The 22,821-nt window shown below is 45.5% G+C and carries 24 protein-coding genes; 11 read left to right on the top strand and 13 right to left on the bottom strand.

Annotated features, from left to right (window positions below; translation table 11 throughout):
* Positions 1 to 54: 54 nt before the first annotated feature.
* The 4 genes from cobN to QUB16_RS14750 all read right to left on the bottom strand — a co-directional run bounded on the left by cobN (position 55) and on the right by QUB16_RS14750 (position 6,834).
* The gene (cobN, locus tag QUB16_RS14765) at positions 55 to 4,101 is read right to left on the bottom strand and encodes a cobaltochelatase subunit CobN (RefSeq protein WP_333317100.1); all 4,047 of its coding nucleotides are present in this window, start codon (positions 4,099 to 4,101) and stop codon (positions 55 to 57) included.
* 173 nt (positions 4,102 to 4,274) lie between these two features.
* Positions 4,275 to 5,135 carry a DMT family transporter gene (locus QUB16_RS14760; RefSeq protein WP_333317098.1) on the bottom strand — a complete coding sequence of 287 codons (861 nt, stop codon included), beginning with the start codon at positions 5,133 to 5,135 and terminating at the stop codon, positions 4,275 to 4,277.
* Complete coding sequence (locus QUB16_RS14755) at positions 5,132 to 5,869, bottom strand: ABC transporter ATP-binding protein (RefSeq protein WP_333317097.1); 738 nt, start codon at positions 5,867 to 5,869, stop codon at positions 5,132 to 5,134. Before QUB16_RS14755 ends, QUB16_RS14760 begins: the two co-directional genes overlap by 4 nt.
* A gap of 152 nt (positions 5,870 to 6,021) precedes the next feature.
* On the bottom strand, positions 6,022 to 6,834 hold the full coding sequence (locus QUB16_RS14750; RefSeq protein WP_333317095.1) for an ABC transporter ATP-binding protein: 813 nt from the start codon (positions 6,832 to 6,834) through the stop codon (positions 6,022 to 6,024).
* Positions 6,835 to 6,864: 30 nt separating this feature from the next.
* On the opposite strand from QUB16_RS14750, the gene QUB16_RS14745 reads away from it, so the two are divergent.
* From QUB16_RS14745 to QUB16_RS33600, 5 genes are all read left to right on the top strand, one after another.
* A complete protein-coding gene (locus QUB16_RS14745) occupies positions 6,865 to 7,125 on the top strand; it encodes a DUF433 domain-containing protein (protein ID WP_333317094.1) in 261 nt (86 codons plus the stop codon).
* Complete coding sequence (locus QUB16_RS14740) at positions 7,125 to 7,475, top strand: DUF5615 family PIN-like protein (protein WP_333317092.1); 351 nt, start codon at positions 7,125 to 7,127, stop codon at positions 7,473 to 7,475. The genes QUB16_RS14745 and QUB16_RS14740 overlap by 1 nt, the downstream gene beginning before the upstream one ends.
* Before the next feature lie 13 nt (positions 7,476 to 7,488).
* Positions 7,489 to 7,737: a type II toxin-antitoxin system MqsA family antitoxin gene (locus tag QUB16_RS14735; protein ID WP_333317091.1), complete on the top strand. Its 249-nt coding sequence runs from the start codon at positions 7,489 to 7,491 to the stop codon at positions 7,735 to 7,737.
* A gap of 191 nt (positions 7,738 to 7,928) precedes the next feature.
* Positions 7,929 to 8,795: a HEAT repeat domain-containing protein gene (locus QUB16_RS14730; RefSeq protein ID WP_333317089.1), complete on the top strand. Its 867-nt coding sequence runs from the start codon at positions 7,929 to 7,931 to the stop codon at positions 8,793 to 8,795.
* A gap of 25 nt (positions 8,796 to 8,820) precedes the next feature.
* A complete protein-coding gene (locus QUB16_RS33600) occupies positions 8,821 to 9,063 on the top strand; it encodes a PAN domain-containing protein (protein WP_333205782.1) in 243 nt (80 codons plus the stop codon).
* A 140-nt stretch (positions 9,064 to 9,203) separates the two neighbouring features.
* Here QUB16_RS33600 and QUB16_RS14725 read toward each other — a convergent pair whose 3' ends face one another.
* Positions 9,204 to 9,953, bottom strand: coding sequence for an abortive infection family protein (locus tag QUB16_RS14725; protein WP_333256923.1), 750 nt, complete (start codon positions 9,951 to 9,953; stop codon positions 9,204 to 9,206).
* 281 nt (positions 9,954 to 10,234) lie between these two features.
* On the opposite strand from QUB16_RS14725, the gene QUB16_RS14720 reads away from it, so the two are divergent.
* Positions 10,235 to 11,008, top strand: coding sequence for a Uma2 family endonuclease (locus QUB16_RS14720; RefSeq protein WP_333317087.1), 774 nt, complete (start codon positions 10,235 to 10,237; stop codon positions 11,006 to 11,008).
* A gap of 72 nt (positions 11,009 to 11,080) precedes the next feature.
* Positions 11,081 to 12,949 (top strand): tetratricopeptide repeat protein, encoded by a 1,869-nt coding sequence (locus QUB16_RS14715; RefSeq protein WP_333317085.1) that lies wholly within the window; start codon positions 11,081 to 11,083, stop codon positions 12,947 to 12,949.
* 518 nt (positions 12,950 to 13,467) lie between these two features.
* On the opposite strand, the gene QUB16_RS14710 is transcribed toward QUB16_RS14715, so the two are convergent.
* Positions 13,468 to 14,103 carry a L,D-transpeptidase gene (locus QUB16_RS14710; RefSeq protein WP_333317083.1) on the bottom strand — a complete coding sequence of 212 codons (636 nt, stop codon included), beginning with the start codon at positions 14,101 to 14,103 and terminating at the stop codon, positions 13,468 to 13,470.
* 670 nt (positions 14,104 to 14,773) lie between these two features.
* On the opposite strand from QUB16_RS14710, the gene QUB16_RS14705 reads away from it, so the two are divergent.
* Together QUB16_RS14705 and QUB16_RS14700 are read left to right on the top strand one after the other, a co-directional pair.
* On the top strand, positions 14,774 to 15,274 hold the full coding sequence (locus tag QUB16_RS14705; protein WP_333317081.1) for an autotransporter: 501 nt from the start codon (positions 14,774 to 14,776) through the stop codon (positions 15,272 to 15,274).
* Positions 15,275 to 15,507: 233 nt separating this feature from the next.
* Positions 15,508 to 16,941, top strand: coding sequence for a sorbosone dehydrogenase family protein (locus tag QUB16_RS14700; protein ID WP_333317079.1), 1,434 nt, complete (start codon positions 15,508 to 15,510; stop codon positions 16,939 to 16,941).
* Between the two features lie 65 nt (positions 16,942 to 17,006).
* On the opposite strand, the gene QUB16_RS14695 is transcribed toward QUB16_RS14700, so the two are convergent.
* The 6 genes from QUB16_RS14695 to QUB16_RS14670 form a co-directional block, all read right to left on the bottom strand.
* Positions 17,007 to 17,462: a DUF6575 domain-containing protein gene (locus tag QUB16_RS14695; RefSeq protein WP_333317077.1), complete on the bottom strand. Its 456-nt coding sequence runs from the start codon at positions 17,460 to 17,462 to the stop codon at positions 17,007 to 17,009.
* An 11-nt stretch (positions 17,463 to 17,473) separates the two neighbouring features.
* Positions 17,474 to 17,905 carry a hypothetical protein gene (locus QUB16_RS14690; RefSeq protein WP_333317075.1) on the bottom strand — a complete coding sequence of 144 codons (432 nt, stop codon included), beginning with the start codon at positions 17,903 to 17,905 and terminating at the stop codon, positions 17,474 to 17,476.
* A 174-nt stretch (positions 17,906 to 18,079) separates the two neighbouring features.
* Positions 18,080 to 18,646, bottom strand: coding sequence for a DUF924 family protein (locus QUB16_RS14685; RefSeq protein WP_333317073.1), 567 nt, complete (start codon positions 18,644 to 18,646; stop codon positions 18,080 to 18,082).
* 143 nt (positions 18,647 to 18,789) lie between these two features.
* On the bottom strand, positions 18,790 to 19,146 hold the full coding sequence (locus QUB16_RS14680) for a peptidoglycan-binding domain-containing protein (protein ID WP_333317070.1): 357 nt from the start codon (positions 19,144 to 19,146) through the stop codon (positions 18,790 to 18,792).
* 129 nt (positions 19,147 to 19,275) lie between these two features.
* Positions 19,276 to 19,914, bottom strand: coding sequence for a ThiF family adenylyltransferase (locus QUB16_RS14675; RefSeq protein ID WP_333317068.1), 639 nt, complete (start codon positions 19,912 to 19,914; stop codon positions 19,276 to 19,278).
* 47 nt (positions 19,915 to 19,961) lie between these two features.
* Complete coding sequence (locus QUB16_RS14670; protein WP_333317066.1) at positions 19,962 to 20,789, bottom strand: hypothetical protein; 828 nt, start codon at positions 20,787 to 20,789, stop codon at positions 19,962 to 19,964.
* Between the two features lie 150 nt (positions 20,790 to 20,939).
* On the opposite strand from QUB16_RS14670, the gene QUB16_RS14665 reads away from it, so the two are divergent.
* On the top strand, positions 20,940 to 21,332 hold the full coding sequence (locus QUB16_RS14665) for a DUF4189 domain-containing protein (RefSeq protein WP_333317064.1): 393 nt from the start codon (positions 20,940 to 20,942) through the stop codon (positions 21,330 to 21,332).
* A gap of 135 nt (positions 21,333 to 21,467) precedes the next feature.
* Here QUB16_RS14665 and QUB16_RS14660 read toward each other — a convergent pair whose 3' ends face one another.
* Positions 21,468 to 21,815: a hypothetical protein gene (locus tag QUB16_RS14660; RefSeq protein WP_332983160.1), complete on the bottom strand. Its 348-nt coding sequence runs from the start codon at positions 21,813 to 21,815 to the stop codon at positions 21,468 to 21,470.
* 481 nt (positions 21,816 to 22,296) lie between these two features.
* Between QUB16_RS14660 and QUB16_RS14655 the strand changes: the two genes are divergently transcribed.
* Positions 22,297 to 22,551 carry a DUF433 domain-containing protein gene (locus tag QUB16_RS14655; RefSeq protein WP_333317063.1) on the top strand — a complete coding sequence of 85 codons (255 nt, stop codon included), beginning with the start codon at positions 22,297 to 22,299 and terminating at the stop codon, positions 22,549 to 22,551.
* Positions 22,552 to 22,821: the final 270 nt, after the last annotated feature.

The following is a 22,821-nucleotide window of genomic DNA, read 5'->3' as shown; positions in this document are numbered from 1 at the left end:
ATATTATCGCAAGCGGCCATTCCTCGGCAGCCGCGATGGTGACGTTTTGAGTATTTATGTATGGGATTCGATGACTGCTTCGGCTTGCAGGGCGATCGACCTCAATTTATCCAATGTATCCTGGTTCGCACTCTGCCACAACCCCCGCTGACGAGCTTCTAGCAATCTTTCCGCCATATCTCGCAGTGCCCAAGGATTGTTTTCTTGAATAAATGTTTGCACTTTTTCATCAAAAATGTAAGCCTCTGCGATTCCTTCATACATAAAATCCTCTACACAATTTGCCGTAGCATCGTAAGCAAACAAAAAATCAACAGTTGCTGCAATTTCAAAAGCACCTTTATAACCGTGTCGCATCGCACCTTCTATCCATTTGGGATTCACAGCCCTGCTGCGATAAACCCGCGCAATTTCCTCCCGCAGTTGCCGCACTTTCGGATTTTCAGGAATCGAATTATCTCCAAAATAGGTTTCAGGATTTTTGCCTTGCAAATTGCGGATTGCGGCCGTCATTCCGCCTTGGAATTGATAATAATCGTCGGAGTCGAGGATGTCGTGTTCGCGGTTGTCTTGGTTTTGCAGAACTATTTGCATTTGACCGAGGCGTTGTTCAAATGCTTCGGGTGCAGAACATCCCCATTCACTCTGTTTAACTCCTGCTAAATCTCCCGGCAAATTTGAGGAACTAGAGGAGGTATAGGCGTAACTGCTCCAATTAATGTAAGCTTTTGCTAAATCGCTGTCGTCTGTCCAGTTTTGAGCTTCAATTATGCCTTGAAGTCCTGCGCCGTAAGCACCTGGTTTTGAGCCAAAGACTCGAAATTGCGATCGCCCTTGCGCCTCTTCCTGACTCAAACCTGTAGATTCCAAATACAAAATCTCTTCCTTAACTTGTGCGGCTAAAGGGTTGTCTTCTGCAGATTCGTCTAAATCTGCCACAGCTTTTACCGCACTATCAAACAAATCAATTAAATTAAAAAAAGCATCGCGGAAAAAGCCAGAAATTCGCAAAGTAACATCAACGCGCGGTCGCCCCAAAACAGAAACTGGCAAGATTTCAAAATCTACAACCCGGCGCGAAGGGCCATCCCAAACTGGTTGAACTCCTATCAGCGCCAAGGCTTCGGCGATGTCGTCTCCCCCCGTCCGCATGGTGGATGTTCCCCACACTGACAAACCCAAAGTTTTCGGATATTCGCCGTTTTCTTGGGTGTACCTTTCGATTAAAGTTTCAGCAGCAACTCTGCCAACTCTCCAGGCGGTTTCTGTGGGAATGGCGCGGATATCCACTGAGTAAAAATTGCGGCCGGTGGGCAATACATCTGGTCTGCCGCGAGTGGGCGCGCCGGATGCGCCGCTGGGTATGTGCCTCCCATCTAGTCCGCGCAAAAGGTTGGTAATTTCTTGGTTTGTTTGGAGGAGTGATGGTAAAAGATAGTTATTGATCCAGTCTAATTCTTGTTGGGTGGATTCTCCTATTTGGATATTTTTTACCGCAGATGAACGCGGATTAACCCGAAGGTTTTCGATTAAGTTATCTACTAATTCAGCGGCTTTTTCTTCGAGTTCGGCTGTTAAATCGCCTGCTGTGCGCTGCTGAATTATCGACGTTGGATCGCAGGTTAAGGGGTCGAAATCGTAGCCTGAGTCTTCTGCTAGGGCGCGGGTTAAGCCCGATCGCCCGTTGGTGGGATGGCGGGCGATCGCAATTATCAAATCTCTCAACTGTCTACCTTCGGGACACTGACCGAAAATGTGCAATCCGTCGCGAATTTGGGATTCTTTGAGTTCACAAAGATAGCCGTCTGTGCGGGTGATAAATTCTGTAAATTCCGATTTATTTAGTTGTATTCCTAAGTCTTTATCTAAGTTTTCTTTGTTGGTGAGGGCGAGAATGCGATCGCGAATCATCGGCAATCTGGACGGATCTAAACTTTGGGCTTCGCAATATTCATCAATTAAGGTTTCCAACTGCTGCAAAGGCCCGTAGAGTTCGGCGCGAGTCATCGGCGGTGTCAGGTGGTCGATAATCACAGCTTGCGATCGTCTTTTTGCTTGCGAACCTTCTCCCGGATCGTTGACAATGAAGGGATAAAAATTCGGCATTGCGCCTAATGCTACTTCTGGATAACATTTGTTAGACAATGCTATACTTTTACCGGGCAACCATTCTAAATTGCCGTGTTTTCCGGCATGAATTATAGCGTCAATTCCCAACTTTTCTCGCAACCAGTAATAGTAAGCTAGATAATTGTGAGTTGGTTCTAAGTCTGGGGCGTGATAATTTAAGGCGGGGTCAAGTTCGTATCCCCGCGATGGTTGAATTCCTACAAATACATTCCCAAACTGAATCCCCGGAATCGGAAAAGACGTATTGTTACTTATAAAATCTTGTGCATAGCTTCCCGGAAGCCCCCATCTTTTACAAATCCCATCTTGCACTTCCTGCGGCAAACTAGCAAAATATTCTTCATATTCGGCCAAATCCAAAGATTGATGAACAGCCCGCAATTCGCGTCCTTCCGGGTCATTTGTCACGCCAGAAGTCAGGAGTTCAATTAACTCGTTGCCGCTAGCGGGGATGTTTTCAATTTGATAGCCAGCTTGCTGCATAGCTTTGAGGATTTCGACACAGCTAGCGGGCGTATCTAAGCCGACGCCATTGGCTAAGCGGGCGTTGCGAGTGGGGTAATTTGCTAAAATTATGGCGATGCGTCTCTTGGCGGCTGGGGTTTGTTTCATCTTCACCCAATTCGCGGTTAAATCTGCTACAAATGAAATGCGATCGCCCGCTGCGACATAACCGACTACATCGGTTTCCAATTCGCTATTCCAAGTCTGTACAGCCTTAAAAGAAACGGCCCTAGTAATGATTTTGCCATCTACTTCTGGCAATGCTACATTCATCGCCACATCGCGTGGCGAAAGTCCCTGAAGTTCCGTTTCCCACTGTTCCAAACCGCCACCGCTGAATATTGCTTGCAATACAGGAACATCTAAGGATTTTAAGCTGTTTTGTTCCGGTTCTTGACTGCTGAAACCGGAGACTGCAAAACTTGTGGTATTGAGCAATAATTGAATTGGTTCTGATTCTTTTGGTTGAAAATACTCTAGCAATTCTATTTGCAAATCTGGTTCCCGCAGAGAAGATACAAAGACGGGAACCGGTACTAAGTTTCGCTCTGAGAGAGCTTGACAAAGTGCATCAATTGGTGCTAAGTTTCCTGATAAGTAATGAGCGCGATAAAATAAAATTCCGACCGTAGGGGCGGTGCCCCCGTGCCCGCCCTCCCCGTGCCCTTTAGGGAGTGTTTCCCAACCCGGAGATCCCCCCCAGCCCCCCTTAAGAAGGGGGGAGGAAGAAGTTGTCAAAGTCTCCCTGGTTAAGGGGGATTTAGGGGGCTCTGAATCTGGTGATAAACCCGGAGATCCCCCCCAGCCCCCCTTCTTAAGGGGGGAGGAAGAAGTTGTCAAAGTCCCGCTTGTTAAGGGGGATTTAGGGGGCTCTGAATCTGGTTGTAAAGTTGCAACACACGCCCCCGATTCTCCGCCCCAATCATAAATTCCGACGCGGGAAACTGTTTGAGGTAGCGGTGGATTATAAGCAGTTTTCAGGCAAGTATCGGCGGCAAATTTGAGGGCGTTAACAAAGTTTTGGACTCCGCCTTCTGTGAAATAGCGCCACAGTTTATTGACTGCTGACAGCGATACATTTGAATGGCTGATTAAATCGGGATCTGGACTGTCTTCTCCCGGCATTACAATCAGTGATGCGTTAGTTTTCTGCACTGTTTCCCGCAGAATTTCTAACCCGTAAGACCAATAAGAACGCCCTCCTAACAGCCTTAAAATTATTACTTCAGCGCGTTCTAAAACTTCTTCGGCATAAGTATCAATTGTTAGTTGTTGCTGCAACTGAAGCAGGTTTACTGCCCGAAGTTTGGGGAATTCTGCCGGCATTTTGGATGCGGCGACTGCGAGTGTTTGAATGTCGGTGTCAGCAGCACTAATAAATACTATTGGTGCGGGGGTTTGCTGAATAAAAATTACTCCTTCTGATTGAGGGTTCCAACCTCCCGGTGTGGCTGCTATTTTGTGCATTAATTTTTCCTCTATATATAACAAGTCGAAATTAAACGAAGTCTCAGAGGCACAGCCTCTCGCTTAATTATGCCACGAAAAAAGCGTCCGCAGCCTCGGAATGCAAGTCGTAGGATTTTGGAGAGGACTTGCATTCCGAGTCCGCAAACCAAATTACATAAAATATGAAAAATTTATAATGTTATAAATAAAACTCCTCCCATCATGATAGCAGCTCCTAAAAATCTTTCCTGAATATCTTTTTCCTTGAAAATAAAATGGCCGAACAGTACACCCATTAATACGCTGGTACGCTTAAGTGCTATTACTTGCACGACTAAAGTCAGTGTCAAAGCTTGCATCTGAAAAATGACTCCTAAAGCATTGAAAAAGCCCATTGCCATTAGCATCGGTAAGTATTGGATAATTTGGCGCTTGGGGTTAGAGGTTTTGTGCAGTAAAACTGGCAGCAATAGGACGCTCATACTCGTCAATAAAGCGAACACCCAAAAAATCGGGGAAGAGTTTTGCACGCCGATTTTGTCAAAATTTGTGGTAATACTCCAGAGAAAAGCTACGAGTAACATCAATTTTGACCCTGGTTGGTGCAAAAGTGCTTTGAAGGGGGCTAAGTAGCCTTGAGATTTTTCTTTGATGTTTAATAGATAAGATCCCATGACAATGAGAAAAACTCCAATACCATCAAAAAAGTTGGGATACTCGCCGACAATTAACGGTGAAGTCAGCAGCATGAATAAGGGCGTCAAAGCTACCAGTGGCACGGCGAGGGATAAATCCGACAGTTTGATGGCTTTAATGTAGAGGAGAGCAATGACTGCGTTCATGCTGGCTCCGATTAACAAAGCTATCCAAAATTGTTGGTTTAATGGAGGTATTTCTATAATAAATAGCAACGGAGTTAAAAAGACTGCTGTAAAAAATGTTAGCGACCAAGTGACGACATATTCGTCGTTTGCTTTCAGGTTGTGTTTGCTAACAACATCTTTTACTGCTTCAAAAAAAGCGCTCAAAATTGCCAAAATTAACCAAGTCATCCTAAATATGCGCTCCTGACTCGCTCGTCGTTTAGCAAATCTGCTCCAATACCTGTGAGAGTAATGTTACCAGCTTCTAGCACGTAACCCCGATCGGCAATTTGCAGTGCTAAACTGGCGTTTTGTTCGACTAAAAGAATTGTAACGCCTGTGGAGCGGAGGTTTTGAATAATTGCAAAAATTTCTTTGACGATCGCAGGTGCTAAGCCTAAACTGGGTTCGTCTAATAATAGCAGCTTCGGGCGCGACATCAGAGCACGGGCGATCGCCAGCATTTGCTGTTCCCCGCCGCTGAGGGTTCCTGCTAGCTGACGGCGCCTTTCTGCTAGGCGGGGAAATATCTCAAATTGGCGCTCTAAATCGGCTTTTACTGCCGCCGAGTCCGATCGAATATAGGCCCCCAATTCTAAGTTAGTTAACACCGTTTGCTGCGCCAAAACCCGCCGCCCTTCTGGACTGTGGGCGATTCCCAATTTCACAACTTCGTGAGCTTGGCGGCGACTAATGTCGCGCCCGTTATAAATAATTTGTCCTTGTCGCAAATTAACTATTTTAGAAATAGCTCTCAATGTGGTACTTTTGCCCGCACCGTTGGCACCAATGAGACTGACAACCTCGCCTGCATTAATCGTGAGATTAATATTTTGTATGGCTTGAATGCCACCATAATTTACAGAAAGATTCTTGAGTTCTAAGAGGATGTTTTGGGTTTTTTCTGGCGGGGTGTCGTGCATTTTGTGTGACTTTGAGGTAGATTCCGATTTACCGTTGGGTGGGGGCGGGTTTATGAAATTATTGGTCTTAGGCAGTTATTGTTGGTGAAACCCGCCCCTACAGAATGCGTGATAATGGTGCAAGGTGTTAGTTTTATCTAATTTCGCTATATCTAACTTTCATCTCCCAAATAAGCTTCAATCACAGCAGGATCGTTCCTGACAATAGCAGGCTCGCCCAAAGCAATAAGCTGACCGAAATGCAAGACGGCAATGCGATCGCACAATCCCATAACTAGCGGTACATGATGCTCGATCAATATTACAGTTAAATTAAATTGTTGGCGCACTTCGCGGATAAATTCGCTTAATTTGTGCTTTTCATTGGGATTCATGCCCGCTGCTGGTTCATCTAACAAGAGTATTTGGGGTTCTAGGGCTAAAGCGCGAGCAATTTCTAAGCGCCTCTGGTCGCCGTAGGGCAAGTTTTTGGCTTGTTCGCCCGCGCGATCGCCCAATCCGACTAAATCCAACAATTCTAAGGCTTTCCGCTGGGTTTTGCGTTCCATTGCGTTAGATGCTGGCAAGCCGAAAATCCCCGCCAGCACCGATAAAACTGGATTGCCCGATCGACTGTGGATGTGTCGGGCGATCGCCACATTTTCCACTGCAGAAAGTTCCCCAAACAACCGGATATTTTGAAAAGTCCTGGCAATACCTTTATTGGCAATTTGATAAGGCTTCAATTGGGAAATATTTTCATTTTGATAAATCAGGTTGCCACTAGAAGCAGGTATCAGTCCAGTCATTAGATTAAATAGAGTTGTCTTGCCCGCGCCGTTAGGGCCGATTAATCCAAAAATTTCGTGTTTTTCAACTGTAAAAGATACGTTGTTTACAGCAATTAAACCACCAAAACGACGAGTTAATCCTTTGGCTGCTAAAACAGGATTGCTGGTTGAGAGGGTAAGGGGTTCGGAAATCATCAAATATGATAAAATAGTGATTATCTCATTATGCCTCAAATTATGGATGCTCAAAAACTCTTAGAACGAATCACAGTAAATCCCAAGATATTTAACGGAAAACCGATTATTCGGGGTCGCCGTCTTGCAGTTGAGCATATTGTAGGAATGTTAGCCGCAGGCGACACTCCTGAAACGATTCTAGAAGGCTATCCCTGGCTAGAAAGAGAAGATATTCAGGCTTGTCTAGTTTATGCTCACCGACTGGTTAGTCACGAGCGTATCGAACCTCTCTTGGCGGAAGCTGGCTAATGAAAATTCTTTTGGATACTTGTGTTTGGGGCGGTTCCCGCCAACAACTCGAAATCGCTGGACATGATGCAATATGGACGGGAGATTGGCCTGAAGATCCGGGCGACGAAGAGATTCTTTCTCGTGCATATAATGAGGGTCGTATTCTAGTAACATTAGACAAAGATTTTGGCGAACTTGCAATAGTCCGAGGCGTACCTCACTGCGGGATTATCCGTTTAGTTAATCTAGCGGCGAGACAGCAAGCAGAAGTTTGCTTGCAGGCGCTCGCACTTCACGGACAAGAACTCCAGTCAGGTGCTATTATCACTGCGGAATTAGGTCGATTGAGAATCCGAAATCCGGGATAATGAGGATAGACCCATGCGAGAAATCCGATGCAATACCTGCGGTAGCAACCGCTCTGAGGAACGTAAAATTAATTACCTTTACAGTCATCAAGGTAAATACTTGCTAGTTCCTAACACGCCAGTAGAGATTTGTCTTGAGTGTGGCATGATTTATTATGATGCAGCAGTTCTAAAGGAAATTGAGCGCCGTTTCTTTGCTATTCATCAACAGAATGAAAAGCCGGATTCATATATTGAAATTCCAAGCAAGAGTTACACGTAAAGAATTGTTTTTTAGGGGGAAAACCGGAATGTTCTTAAAGTCCCCCTTTTTAAGCAGTATTTAGGGCGATCGATTTCACCACGGACAAGCACAAATTTAGATGCCCCGGAGTCCTGAAACAGTTTGATGAGAATGTATACACAATTATTCAAATGGCTGAGACGGCTCATCAAACACAAGGATTCTAGCCCATGACTAAGCACTGCCGACAAAGATTAGCTGCCGTAATTGCCCTCTCGTTTCTATCTTTCACATCGCCTTTGCTGTTGACTCGCAATGCTGCGGCTGGAATTGGGGACGAACCCACAGCTAATCCCAAACAGATTGCCTCCCTCACCGACAAGTTAAAGACTAACAATGAAACGGCACTTGATGCAGCTATTAAGCTGTTACGAAAAAGAGGTGAACCCGCCATCCCTGATAGGATGGAAGCTTTGCAGGATCAGAATTTGTCAGTCGGCCAGAGTGCTGCTGAGGTTCTAAGACAAATTGGTCTTCCTGCTATTCCTGCCTTTGTCAAAACCTTGAAAGACTCAGATGTGCCGGTTGGTGCAAAAGCTAAAATTGCACTGCCGCAGCTAATTCTGTTGCTGAAAGACTCCGATGCAACTGTGCGTAGCCGTGCAGACTATGCTTTGGGCAGGATGGGTGCAGAAGCTAAAACTGCTGTGCCGCAGCTAATTCTGTTGCTGAAAGACTCCGATGCCACTGTGCGTAGTAGTGCAGCCAATGCTTTGGGAAGTATCGGTGCAGAAGCTAAAATTGCACTGCCGCAGCTAATTCTGTTGCAGAAAGACTCCGATGCAAACGTGCGTAGCCGTGCAGACTATGCTTTGGCAAGGATGCGTGCAGAAGTTAAAACTGCTGTGCCACAGCTAATTTCCCTGCTTCAAGACTCAGATGCAACTGTGCGTAGTAGTGCAGCCAATGCTTTGGGAAGTATCGGTGCAGAAGCTAAAACTGCACTGCCGCAGCTAATTGTCTTGCTGAAAGACTCCAATCCAAATGTGCGTAGTAGTACAGCCTCTGCTTTGAATAAAATCCGTGCAAAAGCTTAAACTGCACTGCCGCAGCTAGTGCCTGTTGACAAGGTGGAATTTAGAGTTAAATACTGACAGAATCGGCGCTGATTATAGGAATATGTACATTAGCCAACCAGACCCGGATCTTTGCAAACAAATCCGTGTGTTTGATGAACAATGTCAGGCTTTTACTTTTGTGAGGCCGGGAGTGGAGGGCGATCGAGCTTGGTGTTATTTCAAGAATGGTGTGCCGTCGCCAAGTCTGAGAGAAGGCCGGAATTCTAGTATTAGACCGAGGTGGTAACAGAAAGAGGGAAACGAAATGTTTTTAACGTTTCCCTTTGCAAGGTCAGCATTTCAACGGTCTAAAGTTCTGATTGAGTGACTCCAACTAGCCTTTGTAATCTTACCAGTCGCTTTCCCCAGTCCGTTCCAATCGCCTTGTTAGGTCGCTTTCGACAATCGTTCCTCCCAAGTGGCGACCAAAAAAGCTGCCATTGAACCCGCCAAGTTGACAGCAAGTGCAGCGTGTCGAGGAGAAGGTTTAATAGCTTGTTTCCCTTTACCATGAGCATCACTAAGCTTATTACGTAAAGTACCAAGTCCTGAAATCACACTCTGGCAACCACCAAGAATTTGTTTAAAAACCTCTTCTTGATGTTGTTGAGGAGCCAGATTAAGTTGCTTAGCCGTTTCATAATATAGTTTAGGCAAATCATCTTTATCACTATGAGAAATGCCTGCTTCATCCAAAATGTGTTTACAAACCGATTCGATTAATGTACGCGCCATAGTAATCGCTGCTTCTGGATCTTGATTTCGGCGTTCAAGAGCTTTTTGCCAAGCAATATGAACCTGTTCTGTATCGAAATTGATAAGAATGGCGGAAATATCATCATCTGCTGGTTGAGCCACAATAATATTTTGCTCTAGAGACGCAATCAATGAACCAAATTCTTCCCATATAAACATCCTTCGTTCTTGGTAGGTACCGAACTTTGCTTTAATAAAACCCCAGAATTTTGAGATTTCGTCGCAATTTCTAACAAATTGAGGAAGGCGATCTCTGATTGCGCTATCTCTCAATAACTCTAAACGGAGTTTACGGTATTCCCGATCACTGTGATCGCCACCTGTTGCACAAGCAATAAATATATCTTGGAGTTGCCGTACTTTATCTAAGCGTGTCATCATCGTTTCTAAAATCTGAATTCTAACCTCAACATTCTAACCTTTACTAACTCACATTGTCCAATCAACTATCTAGCTTAAGATCGTATAGCTTTATTTTCATCTTTTTTGTGATGCCTCACTAACTACAACTATTAAACATGGTGTTCCCAAGGATCGCCATTTAGCTAAGATTCCCGGTGCAGAAGATACCGACTTTCTGCCGCAAGAAATCACATCGCGCTATAATATTACAATTACCGTACCGCCTCAATCTCCTCAAGCCGTCTCGCCTGGGTAATCTTATGACGATGTACGTACCGGATTCGCAGCATTCCCAGACAAAAGTCCTCCCTACGATGTACGATCTACCCAGTGAAGACCCGGAGGAACCCGGTTTGCCTGACGAATTCCACGACTTTCAACCCGAACTGCTGCGCCTAACCTGCCGCCCCGCCAACCATCCGCCAGAACAAATATTTATAGCGACAGACCTCAATCTCTACTACGATTCTAACCATCTCAATTGGTACAAAAGACCTGATTGGTTTGTCGTCTTGGGGGCTCCGAGATTTTATCGAGGTGACGAATTGCGCCTCAGCTACGTGATGTGGCAAGAAAATGTCAGTCCTCTGGTAGTAGTAGAACTGCTGTCACCGGGAACGGAAGATGAGGATTTAGGAATTACAGAAGAAGCACGAAATAAACCCCCTACTAAGTGGCGAGTTTACGAACAGATTTTGCAGATTCCTTACTACTTTGTTTTTAGTCGGTACAACAATCAACTGAGAGTATTTCGCTTGATTGGCAATCTTTACCGGGAACAAGTTTTAACCGAGTCGCGCTTCTGGATACCGGAATTAGAATTAGGTATAGGTTTGTGGGAAGGTTGTTATCAAGGTTGTTCGAGGTTGTGGCTGCGCTGGTACGATGCTAGCGGCGATTGGGTTCTGACTCCAGAGGAATTTGAAAGGCAGCGAGCGGAATTAGAAAGTCAGCGAGCGGAATTAGAAAGTCAGCGAGCAAATCGTTTAGCCGATCGCCTCAGAGCAATGGGCATTAATCCAGATGAGCTGTAAAATTAAGTAGCAGCATGAAATGGTGCAAGCTGCAAGCGCTGTCGATAAAAACTTATTAACTAAAAATAAATTATGCCAGACTCTACCTCATTGCGCGATCGCTACTTAGGCCTAATCGACAAAATTGTCGAAATCACCCTCAAAGGTCAAATTCGCTCCAAAGAACAAGTTTATCAAATGCTGGTGCAAGACATTAGTACCGGTACTGGCGAAATCTTTGAACGCTGTTTCGGCGAACGCCTTGATGCCGCCGAAAATCAACTCAGAAATGAAAAAGACGAAATCAAACAAGCAAAGGCAAATCGCAGCCTCCGAGCGCTCAAAACCATCCAAGGAGAATGGGAACGCTGGCAGAAAGATAACCGCGTCGATCGCGCAATTGCCTCCTCAATCCAACAAATCGTTAGTGCCGAATCTAACGCCCGCCTCCTGGCATTATTACAAGTAATCGATCCGAATAAAGAACATCCGCTGACTCTCGCTCAATTGCAGCAATTGGCAAAATCTCTGCACCAACAAATGCTGCAAACTTCTAATCCCGAAACCGAACAAGATTTGCAGCAAATCACCGCCGGCATCGCTAAAGGTTTAGAATCTTGGCAGCGTTTGGAACCGGAACTTGTGGGCTGGATTTATCAGCCGCAGCAGCTAGGATTTGCCGGTAGTCCCGAAGAAAATGGGCCTTGGGCTTTTTGGGCCAAAAAAGTTAACAGTCCCTTTCCCCAGGCTCTTTTGAAGACTATTGCGCTCGGTGAATCGGTAGTTCAATTCGCAGCCCAGCAATCGAATTTAGATTTAGGCATATTGGTGGAAGTGGCGATTATTTTGCAGTGCTTGCAGCGGGCGTTGGCGACATGGTTTGACAAGCAAGTTTACGATTCCAAAGTGTCAACAAAAGCTTCAATTTCTACTTACATTACTTTTGCGGTAATTTGGAGTCAGCTAGCTAGTGGGTTTAATAATTCTACCAAGAGCGGGGAGCAGTTGGCAAATGCTTGTTTTCAAGTAACTTTGCAAATTTTGCGCGCTTTTTCTCAGCGAGAATATTTTCCGCTTTACGGCGGGATTTTTGCTTCCTTTGATGGTAAAGCTCTGCGTCATACTTTGGATTATTTAGACGAACCGCTGCGCCGAGTTGAAGGCACTCAAGCGAAAGCTCGGATTCTGACGCTTTTGGGTTATTCGATGCAGGCCGCTGGGGCCTACGAGCGATCGATCTTGCTGCACAAGCAAGCGCTGGAAATTGCCCGTACCGAAGGAGACAAAGCTTGCGAAGTTGCCAATCTCAATCACATCAGCCGCAACTATGTTGCTCAAAAAAATTATCAGGAAGCGATTAATTACAGCCAGCGGGCTTTAATTATGGCACGACAAGCGGGAGAGCGGCAAGGCGAGGCAAATGCTCTGGCTAATTTGGGTTACAGCGAAGTGTTTCAAGCGCGACAGTTGGAGGAGGTGGAACCAGAGGTTTATGAGAGTGCGATCGGCTATTTGGAACAAGGTTTGTTGCTATCGGAAAGATTGGGAGACAGGCAAAGTCAAGCTTTTTGTTCCAGCAGTCTTGGTATCGCTAAAATCGCCCTAGAAAATGCTGAAGGTGCGATCGAATATTTGCTCAAAGGTTGGCAAGCGGCTCAATTCTCAGGGGATTTATATTTGCAAGGTCTGAATTTGGCTTACTTGGCTCAAGCTTATTACAGAATCAACTCACTAGAAAAAGCGATATTTGCAGGCAGTTTGGGGATGTATACTTTGGAGCAAATTGGTGCGATGGAATGGCGTCAATCGGCTGGTTTGTTGACTATTTTGCGGGGTCAAATGGGGGCGGAATCTTTTAAACAAGCTTTGGCGAAAAGTCGAGCGAATATCATTCCGGCGATCGGTGTTGATGGCTACGATTACATCCCGGAATTGCTGGAAAAATATCAGCAATCTATCTAATATCAAAATCGCTCGGCGGTTGAAACCGCTACTATACAAACGAAGTCCGCCTACGCGGACTAAGAAATTCTTCAGTCCGCGCAGGCGGACTTTGTATGTGTAGCCGCGATTTCAATCGCCGGGAATTATCATATCATGTCCGATCGATTAACCATAATATCCCGGTCGGGGCGGGTTTTTGAGATTGTCAATTATTGGCAGATATTGGCAGGTTTACCCGCCCCTACCTGATTTCGGGCGAAGCGAAGCGGAGGAAATCGACCGGACATGATATAACTCTTTGTTGTGGAACAGGCCGGAAAGCCTGTTGCTGACAGAGGTTTAAGGTGTAAGTTCTAACTCGCCGAAAATCACCATTATCAATTAGTATTTCATGGGCGGGCTCTCCTGCCCAACCCCTACTCCCCACAAGAAAATTGAATTTTTGTGCAACAGGCATCTTGCCTGTATTGAATTTTTGTGGAACAGGCCGGAAAGCCTGTTCCTGGATATTTTGATGCACCCCAATCTCCAAATAACTAATGCTCAACTATCACCGGTGTGCCAACTGCGACTTTCTCAAATAAAGCCTGTGCGTCTTTGTCAAACATTCTGACACAGCCGTGAGAAGCGGCCCCCCCGATCGACTCTGGATTCGGAGTACCATGAAAACCAATCACATTCTTGCCATCCGTCCAAAACCCCATCCACCTACTCCCTAATGGATTGTCTGGCCCAGCAGGAATAAGTTCTCCTGTCCAAGGATTTTGCCAAACTGGATCTTTGATCATTTGCATAACTTTAAAATTGCCTGTAGGAGTTTCCCACCCGCCTTTTCCCACAGCAACCGGGAAACTGGTTTGCACCTTATTTTGTCGGTAAACATAGACGCGGCGTTCTCGCAATTTCAGCACTAAACGCACTTCCTCAATAGGATTTACCGCAGGATTTGGTTCCTGGGGAAGATAACGAAATGGTTCTCCCAATGGCGGCAGTTCTGGGGCTGGGAGATTCGGCAACTGTGTCTCGGATGTGGGCCGCTGCGCTGCGATCGCACTATTACGTGAATTAGCCACCACTTCGGCCGTCGCCTGCTGCTGTATGCCCACCGACAGCGCGGCTGCACTCAAGCTAAGCACAATTAGCTTATTAAATAAAAATTTGCTGTTCACCATTTTTTTGTTCGCTAAACTCCTAACCAGCAGTTCCTACAAAGTTCCTATCTAATTATCCGCCAACCGCACCCGATCGGAAAAATTTTGAGAGGGCTTTTTGACGGCAACTGCGCTGCACAGTTTTTAGTTGAAATTCCACCACTGATAACTTGTAACTCAACACAAAGCTTAGGCAATAATACCAAAACCACAAGGTTTTTAGAAGCTGCTCAGTGGAGTTCCGCAATAGAATGTCGTTAAAAAACCCGGTTTCTGCGTAAATCTTGCAAGAAAATGATTAAATTTTCCCTCCGACTAATTTGATTTTTTAGGAATGGCCAGCGGGCGATCGAGTATTCAAACTATGGCGCTGCTGTATCCGGCAAGCACAATCTGTCTTTAGGTAGAGTTCCTCCCAGCAACAGTTAGGTCTGCGGAAAAAAACTGCAACGGTCGATCGAATAAACTCAATATATCACGGCAACACTCTAGAGATGCAAACCGCTGAACTTGTTGTAAATCGGGAACTTATGATGTAAAATTTAGTCTTTCAATACTTGTTCGATAATCTTTTTTTGAGATTGTCATAAATTTCCTACTCTGGGGATTAAACTGGATTAGGTATAGAAGTTGGGACTTTCGTGCAGCGGAAGCAAACCCAACCCTGAATAGCAGTTAATGTGAGGTTTCAATGCGTCTTCAGAACATCAAATTATTGACAGGTGCAACACTGTCGGTGCTAATTTCGGCGGTCTCAGTAAATCCTGCGATGGCTAACCCTGCAACTCAAATAGCCCAAACGCAGACCACCACAACAGCAAACACTACAACCATTGTCGGTTTTGTCAAAAGTATTGTCGGCGATGTAGTAACTATTCGCGAAGAAAGCGCGCCGTACAGGACTCTCAGGGTTCAAAGATGCGTCCTGAGAATTATTGGCCTAGTACCGGGAATGAAAGTCAGAGCCACCGTCGCCGGCTCTCAGATACAAAATATCGCCGTGATCCCCGATTATAAGGTGGTAGCCACAACGGTTGCTCGTCCCGCAACCCCAGCACCGGCACCGCGTCCGGCTCCAGAACCCCCACCGCGTCCGGCTCCTCGTCCGGCTCCGGCTCCGGCTCCCCGTCCGGCTCCCCGTCCAATTCCGGCTCCGGCTCCCCGTCCGGCTCCTGTGAGAGGACTTTGGTAGAGCTAGGCTATACCATTTTCGATTTGAGATTTTTGATTTTCGATTGGGAATTGGCAATGACGATCGAGCAATTTGATCCGGGGCCCCCGGATTCATTCGTGGGGTCGCGTTCTTCAATTCTTTAATCTTTAATCTAAAATCTAAAATCTAAAATCGATTGACCGATCGAGCTCAAAGTTTGGAGCACCGGCCTACAGTTGCATTGTTTTGTACAACTGGTATCAGTAAATGGAATGAAGCCACCGCGCCGGCGGTGGCTTAGCTGTTTAATAGCAGTTAGAATAATAGAATTGTCCAGCAATTGTGGAGAAATCGCTGCTATGTATTACCTGCGTTTCTTGCTGCTAATTCTGCTGTTGCCGATGATTGCGTGCGATCGAGCTACAGATGCGATCGCCCCTGCAGTTGGCGACAGCGGCCCCGTGTCGCAAATTCCCTCCCGTGCACCGCTGGGAAATGTTGGGACAAATCAAATTGTACCGACCAAACCGCTTTCGCCGCAGCCAATCCGTATTGTTGCAACTGCTTTGCCGCAGCCAGGAGCCAGCGAAAGCGCCTCAAAACCTCCTCAAGTAATACCGATTCCCGCATCGCCATTGCTGCGAGTGCCTCCTGGCTTTGTCGTTAACGTTTTTGCTGACAATTTAGACGCTCCCCGATGGCTGGCTTTGACGCCGACAGGCGATGTTTTGGTAACAGAAACCCGGCAGAATCGGATTACCCTGTTGCGAGATGCCAACGGCGACGGGGTTGCTGAGGTTCGCAAAACTTTTGCAAGTGCCCAAAACGGGTTAAATATTCCCTTTGGCATGGCTTTTGCCGATCGCTATTTTTTCCTCGGAAATACCGCTGAAGTCCGCCGATTTCCCTACACAAAAGGGCAGGAACAATTAACAGGTACTGGTCAAAAAATTGCCGATTTACCGGGCGGCGGCTACAACCAACACTGGACGCGAAATGTTGTCGTTTCCCCCGACAATAGCAAGCTTTTCGTCTCAGTTGGATCGCAGTCTAATGCCGATGCCGAACCGCTGCCGAGGGCGTCTGTTCAAGTGATGAATTTGGACGGCAAGAACCAGCAAATTTTTGCTTCTGGGTTGCGAAATCCGGTGGGATTGGATTTTCACCCAAAAACCAATCAACTCTACACCACAGTCAACGAACGCGACGGTTTGGGAGATGATTTGGTGCCGGATTACTTGACAAGAATTCGTCAAGGCGAGTTTTACGGCTGGCCTTACACTTATTTTAAGCCGAATTTGCTCGACCCGCGCCACTCCAGAAATGGCAATAGCGATCGACCTGATTTAGCGGCTAAAACATTAATGCCAGACGTGCTGTTTCAGGCGCACTCGGCGGCTTTGGGGCTTCAGTTTTACGACGGCAAAACGTTTCCCAAAAGATTTCTCAACGGGGCATTTGTGGCGTTTCGCGGCAGTTGGAATCGGAACGCTGGAACTGGTTATAAAATCGTGTTTGTACCTTTTAATGCGGCGAACGGACGCCCTCAAGGTTATTATGAGGATTTTCTGACTGGTTTTCTGACAGATCCGTCGGGCCCTAAAACTTGGGGGAGGCCGGTTGGTTTGCTGGTTTTACCTGACGGAAGTTTGCTATTTACCGAGGAAGCGAACAACCGGATTTATCGGGTGCAGTATCGCCGCTGACGATTGGGCGATCTATTAGATACCGACTTTTTCAAGAAGTCGGGGCTCTGGTTTTTTAGTCAGCTTCAAACCTTGCTAAGTTGAGATTCGCCAGAAATTTTTTGAAAAATTAATAACCTATCTTCTTCCGCCGTTTCGCGATTTAAATCAGACAGTTCGTAATAGGAATCTGTTTCGGGCAAGTAGATTGTCGGTAAATTTTCCGGGAGAATTAAATAAGTGTTTTTCACCTGTAAATCATTGTCTATATCTAATGAATATAGAAATCCGTCAACAGGATTTACAATTAACTCGTGCAATGAAACTTGTCCCTCTATGTAAAGCTTGAGAGTTAGTTGTGCAACTCTGAAAACCAACCAGCGATTGTACAAATTATCTACATCGCACCAAGAATAAAGATAGCTATCGCCGTATTCATTCTCAAAAAGCGATAGTAGCGGGCCGTCGAAATACTCTAAATTGACTATGCTCCTGAGAGTTAGAGGAAATTTACTTAGTTTAAATCCTATTAATTGTTCCATTTTTTTGTACCTTACAATAAACAAGATGTTATTACAAATTTTGCTGCTAAATCAGCAGTAGCAAATTCATGTAGGCTCAAGTGACCGTTATCATCTATTTTGGAGACAACTCCATCTGTCTTGTCGATCGATCCTGCTGCTATGTGAGTCCCCAGAGAATCGCGCAGTTTTTTTCTTTTTTTTGTTAGTTTTAAATAACGTTTTTCGGCATTTTCCCTGGTATCAAATAATGATAGCGCATAACCTTGACATCTGGTTGCTTCAGTTTCTGGTTTTAGGTTGCGCTGCGGAGTTATTATCAGCACTGGTTTAAAGTTATTAATAGATCGTTCATCATTGGGTTCAAATACAAATCTAAAAGCCAGCATTTCTTTAGGTTGATAGTCCTGTGGCGGGCATTGAGTTGAAAGCTTATCTATATATTCTTGGTGTTTGAAACACATATTGATAATTTTAGTAGCCGATTTGATTTGAAATTTTAAATGTTAGCCGAAAATCGCTATTTTTTATATCAATTGTAATCCGTGCTTTTTGCTGTAAAAATAGTGGGTATTCCTCTTAACTATAGTATTTTTCAGTCTGTACAGCAAATAACCTAAAAATTTTGCGATCGCGCTTTAAAATCCCGAACCGGGTTGTTTGAGAAACTCGGCTTCTTCGGGAGTTGTTTCGCGTCCGAGAATTTGATTGCGGTGGGGAAATCTCCCAAAACGCTCGATTATTTCCAAATGCTGCATCGCGTATTCAATGACTGAATCGCTGTCAGGTTCGCCGCTGAGTTGGCGAAAGAGTTCGACAGATTTTTGCTGGTTTTCTAAGTTTTCGCTGTGTTGAAAAGGCAGATAAACAAACCATTTTTGTACATTCAGCAATTCGCGAGCGAATTTATTATTAACAGCGTATTCGGCGGTGGCTAAGGCTTTGCTGTCTGTGGCGAATGCTTGAGGTGTTCCGCGAAACATATTGCGCGGAAATTGATCGAGCAGTATAATTAATGCTAGGCAGTTGTCGGGGGAATCTTGCCATGAGTCGAGTTTACCGGAGGCGGCTAGTTCGTATTTGGGCAGAAAGCCCGATCGCACTTGGGCATCAAAATCCGCATCTTTTTCAAACCACTTCTTTTGAACTTTGCCAAACTCAGGAGAGTGCGATCGACCAAACCAAAAATCTAAAACTTCATTCATTAGCAATCTAGTATGCGATTGATTGTTGATTAAAGCTTCTGTGTCTGTAGTTGCACAAAATGCGCTATCTGTCCAACTACAAACCGCAGCGATTAATGATTAGCAAAGATGACTTAGGAACCTTTGTTGTCCGGTGCTTAAAGTTACAAACTAGCAAACAGTCTGTCCCAAGTTTTGCCTCCCACAACTCCGTCTACAGGAATATCCGCTTGTCGCTGAAATCTTTTCACTGCATCTTCGGTTGTCGGGCCGAAAACGCCATCAATTACGATCGGGTGTCGGGACAAGCCCCGCGCGTTCAACAACTTTTGCAGTTTCTTCACATCGTGTCCTTTCGAGCCGCATTTTAAAATCCTTTTATGGTGTTTCACTGCTGGTTGATGGCAATCATCAGTGTAGCAAACTGCGGAGCCCGCTGCATAGTTGGCTCTACTTGTGCCCGTCAAAACTAATAGAGCGAGAATTGCTAGTAAATAATAAAAAGTCTGTGTTCCGGCCATACTTTCCCTGTTAATTTTTCAAGCGTTTTTTGCAAGTTGGACGATTGTTTGAGGGTGAGAAACCGGGTTTATAGGATGGGGGCATCCAATCTTGATTAACCGGGTTTCTGGCAACAGTCAACCGACATTCTACAATATAAGTGGCTTTACTGCAAAATCTCCGATCGTGCAAGTTAAATTTTGTTGCTCTTTGGTAGCAGCAAAGGTAACAATTACTTCGCAGGCAACTGCAACCGTCAGCATTACCAAGTTTCGCGCCAGCGGGTAATCGCAAACGTCATCATTCGCCGCTGAAGGAACCCGATAGTGTTGGTTCCAAATTATTTCGGAGTAATCGGCAGCTAATCCGACGTGCACGCAGGGAAGGGAGACACTGGCACAGTAATCCTTGACTGCTTGCCGCCCGACACTGTTATCAAAAGTATCGATGACTGTGGCGCCCTTGGCAAGCAGCCGATCGGCATTGGCGGGTGTCAATTCTTTTGAGTGCGCGTCAATGCTGACTCCCAAAGCGCGGTAGAGGTTGTTGGCGAGAATTTTGGCTTTGAATGCGCCGATGTCCGATCGATAATAGGGTTGAGTGGAAAGGTTGCGTTCCTCGATGCGATCGCGATCGATGACTTTTAACTGACAAAAGCCCGATCTCGCCAGACTTTCTGTAATATTCGCACCCAAAGCGCCCGCGCCGCACACCGTTACCGGGAAATTTTCGATCTGCGACATCACTGCCGCACTTCTGTAAAGTTGTTCGTGAAAAAATATACTCATGGTCAGTAGTCAGTAGTCAGTAGTCAGTAGTCAGTAGTCATTATTTCCTATCTATCTTCAACTACTCCAACTAATGATTGCAAGTCGAAGTCTTTGTCCAATCCGCTGAGACAAATGCCAGCACTCATAACTGTCAAGTCATTTTTGGCGATCGCAGAAGTGTGGTGTTCTCCCGTTCCGCTAGTCCATTCAACCAGCCAATAATTTTCGCGATCGAAAAAATCCCGCAATTCACCGCCGCCCATTTTTAGCGCCCGCTGCAAGCGCTTTTCTGCCCGCACTTTCGGATCGAAATCTTTAATATTTCGGGATACCAATTCGTAAACAGTTCGCATTTCCGGCGTCATCCCTTTAAAGCGAACTTCTTGAGGCAAAATCAACTTTTTTAAAGCTGCTTTCAACTTCTCAGATGGCAGCGGATCGGCGCGCCTGTCAATCTCTTCAAACCACAAACAATGACCGTCCCACCGCGCAACAATCGGTTCAAACTGCGAACCTTCTGTTACTAAATGCACTGGTACGGGTTTCGCAACACCCGTGCGCTGTTTAGCATCAGATTCGTTAACAGGATAAGCCAGCCAAGTTTGCCCTTGCAGCACGCAAGCCAAGTGCAAGCGAACGGGGAGGAGGAGTTGCAAATACTCGCTCACTTGCGCCAAACTCGGCTCCTCAATTACCGCAGCTATTTTCTCATTAATAGGCTTAAAAATAGCCCATCCTTCAAACTTGCGCGGCTGCGGTTGAAAAGTATAAACCATTGAGCTAATTCTTGTCCGCAGGCTTCCCCCGCGCACGCAGGGAGCCAGAAATTGGGTATCGAGTAACTCCGCTTCTAGGGCTGCGAGTTGGCTTAAAATTTTGTGGATATCTCGCACTGGATTGACCTCCGCTATATTACTTAGTTGTATCTAATCCGATTTTAAATTAAGCGATTATAAAATTTCCTCTAAATATTGACATAATAAATATTCACCGATAAAATAGAGGAGCTATCCAATTTGGACCTGGTAAATAATCAAGTAAATATGCTAGAAAACCTTTTTTCCAAGTTAGCTTTAGTGACCGTTTTGACACTTCCTATGTTGGGATATACTCCAGCAGCTAATGCTCAGAACACCTATGGAGCTACTGCTTATTCTCCGACTTCTGACGCCACGGGTATTAGTTGGGATCATGCTACAGAGGAAGAAGCACTAAACGCAGCAGTAGCCGCCTGCAATGAAAAAAGCGGAGGTGCTAACGACTGCGAAGCGCTGACTTCTAATCGCAATAATTGCGGAGCGATCGCATTAGGCAAAGGAGGAGCAGGTGCGGGCTGGGGTGACGATGAAGAAGCAGCACAAGCTCAAGCTCTCGCCGCTTGCAGCGAACTAGAGGGTGGCCGTTGTCAAGTGAAGCTTTCAGCTTGCAACGAGTAATTAAACTGATAAAAATCGGTCGGAGCTGTTTATATTTTCGCTGGTAAAACAGCTTATAAAATGGTAAGTGTAAAGTGCTCTTCGGCGCACCTTACACTTACCATTCGTCTAAAAGTAGAGTGCACCATGTGCACCTTACAGTGAATCTCCTACTTCGGAAGTAACTGCATCGGGTGGCAGCAAACTTTCTAATCTATCTTTAGACCAGTATTCCGTAGGGTAAGCAAGTGCAATAATATCAGAGAGTCGAATCAGCCACGTAACTTGTCCGTAAGCATCGATATGTTCCGCCTGTTCGTTAGGGGGAACTATCACCAAAAGTTCCGCAAACTCCCCGAACAAATTAATCGGGATGCCGCCGAAACTGCTATTATTTGTTTTAATCCAAACTTTACTGCCTCGATCGAGAGCTTCTTGGAGTCGCTGGCAGAGCAAACTGGATTTTTTGACCTGGGATTTTTTGGCTTTCGACTTTTTTCCCATAGTTTTAAGAAGTTAAAGTAGTTGTATTGTGGATTGCACAGTGGGTTGCACAGTGGGTTGCACAGTGGGTTGCACAGTGGGTTGCACAGTGGGTTGCACAGTGGGTTGCACAGTTCGTTGAGACAGTGGGTTGAGATTTAGTGCGAGCGCGGTTTGGTATTGAAACGGACTGAAGCAAAAAGGGATCTCGCCCCGTCGCTACCCCATTACTCTAGTCTATAAGAAAGTGCTGTACTGCGATCGTAATAACAATTTAATCGCAAAATCGCGAAATGACACCAGTTCCCAAAAAATGCGACTCTACCCAAGCTTCAAACCCTTAATTTATCAGTGCTTCCCAATCTAAAATCTAAAATCTAAAATCTAAAATGGTATGACCTGCGGTGGCACTGTTACAAAGTCAGTCAACGATATCCGTGTTTCTACTGTGTCCAAATGCAGTATAATCGGCGGAATCTTCCCAAATCGTTTAAGTAAAACAATGGACTGGCGAAAGCTCATTCATCCAAACCCGAAAGCTTCAACAAGTCAACCAGCAGCGCCAGAAACTCGATTGTCTGTAGAATTTTTGCTAGGGCTCTTTGCTGCGGGATGGACTCAACAGCAGGTGTTAGAAAAATATCCCGCACTGACTTCGGAAAAGTTGCGCGATGCTTTGGCGGGTGCGGATTCCCAGTTAGTCTCCTCCATCGCTAATCCAGAATTACAAGAAATTATCGCTCAAACTCAAGAATAATTTAAAATAGGGAAAACGCTTTCGGTTGAGGATGAAAAAAATCGAAATTTTAACAGCCTCACAGCCTTCTGGAATTCCACATACCTTTTGCAATTGAGCAAGAAACCCCTAACCCACCCTCACCAATATTAATAGACCAGCACGCGGTAGTAACTTTAACAATGCCCTGTACGCTTGTGACAATATTGGGCTTAATTTGTGAGGTTTTAGCATATGGCCCCTCATGCCATCAGCAAAAAGCCGATCCAACTTAATCCTGTTGGGGGATTG

It is taken from the genome of Microcoleus sp. D3_18a_C4, from assembly GCF_036702415.1.
Lineage (GTDB): Bacteria > Cyanobacteriota > Cyanobacteriia > Cyanobacteriales > Microcoleaceae > Microcoleus.
This window is presented reverse-complemented; position numbering and strand designations above follow the sequence as displayed.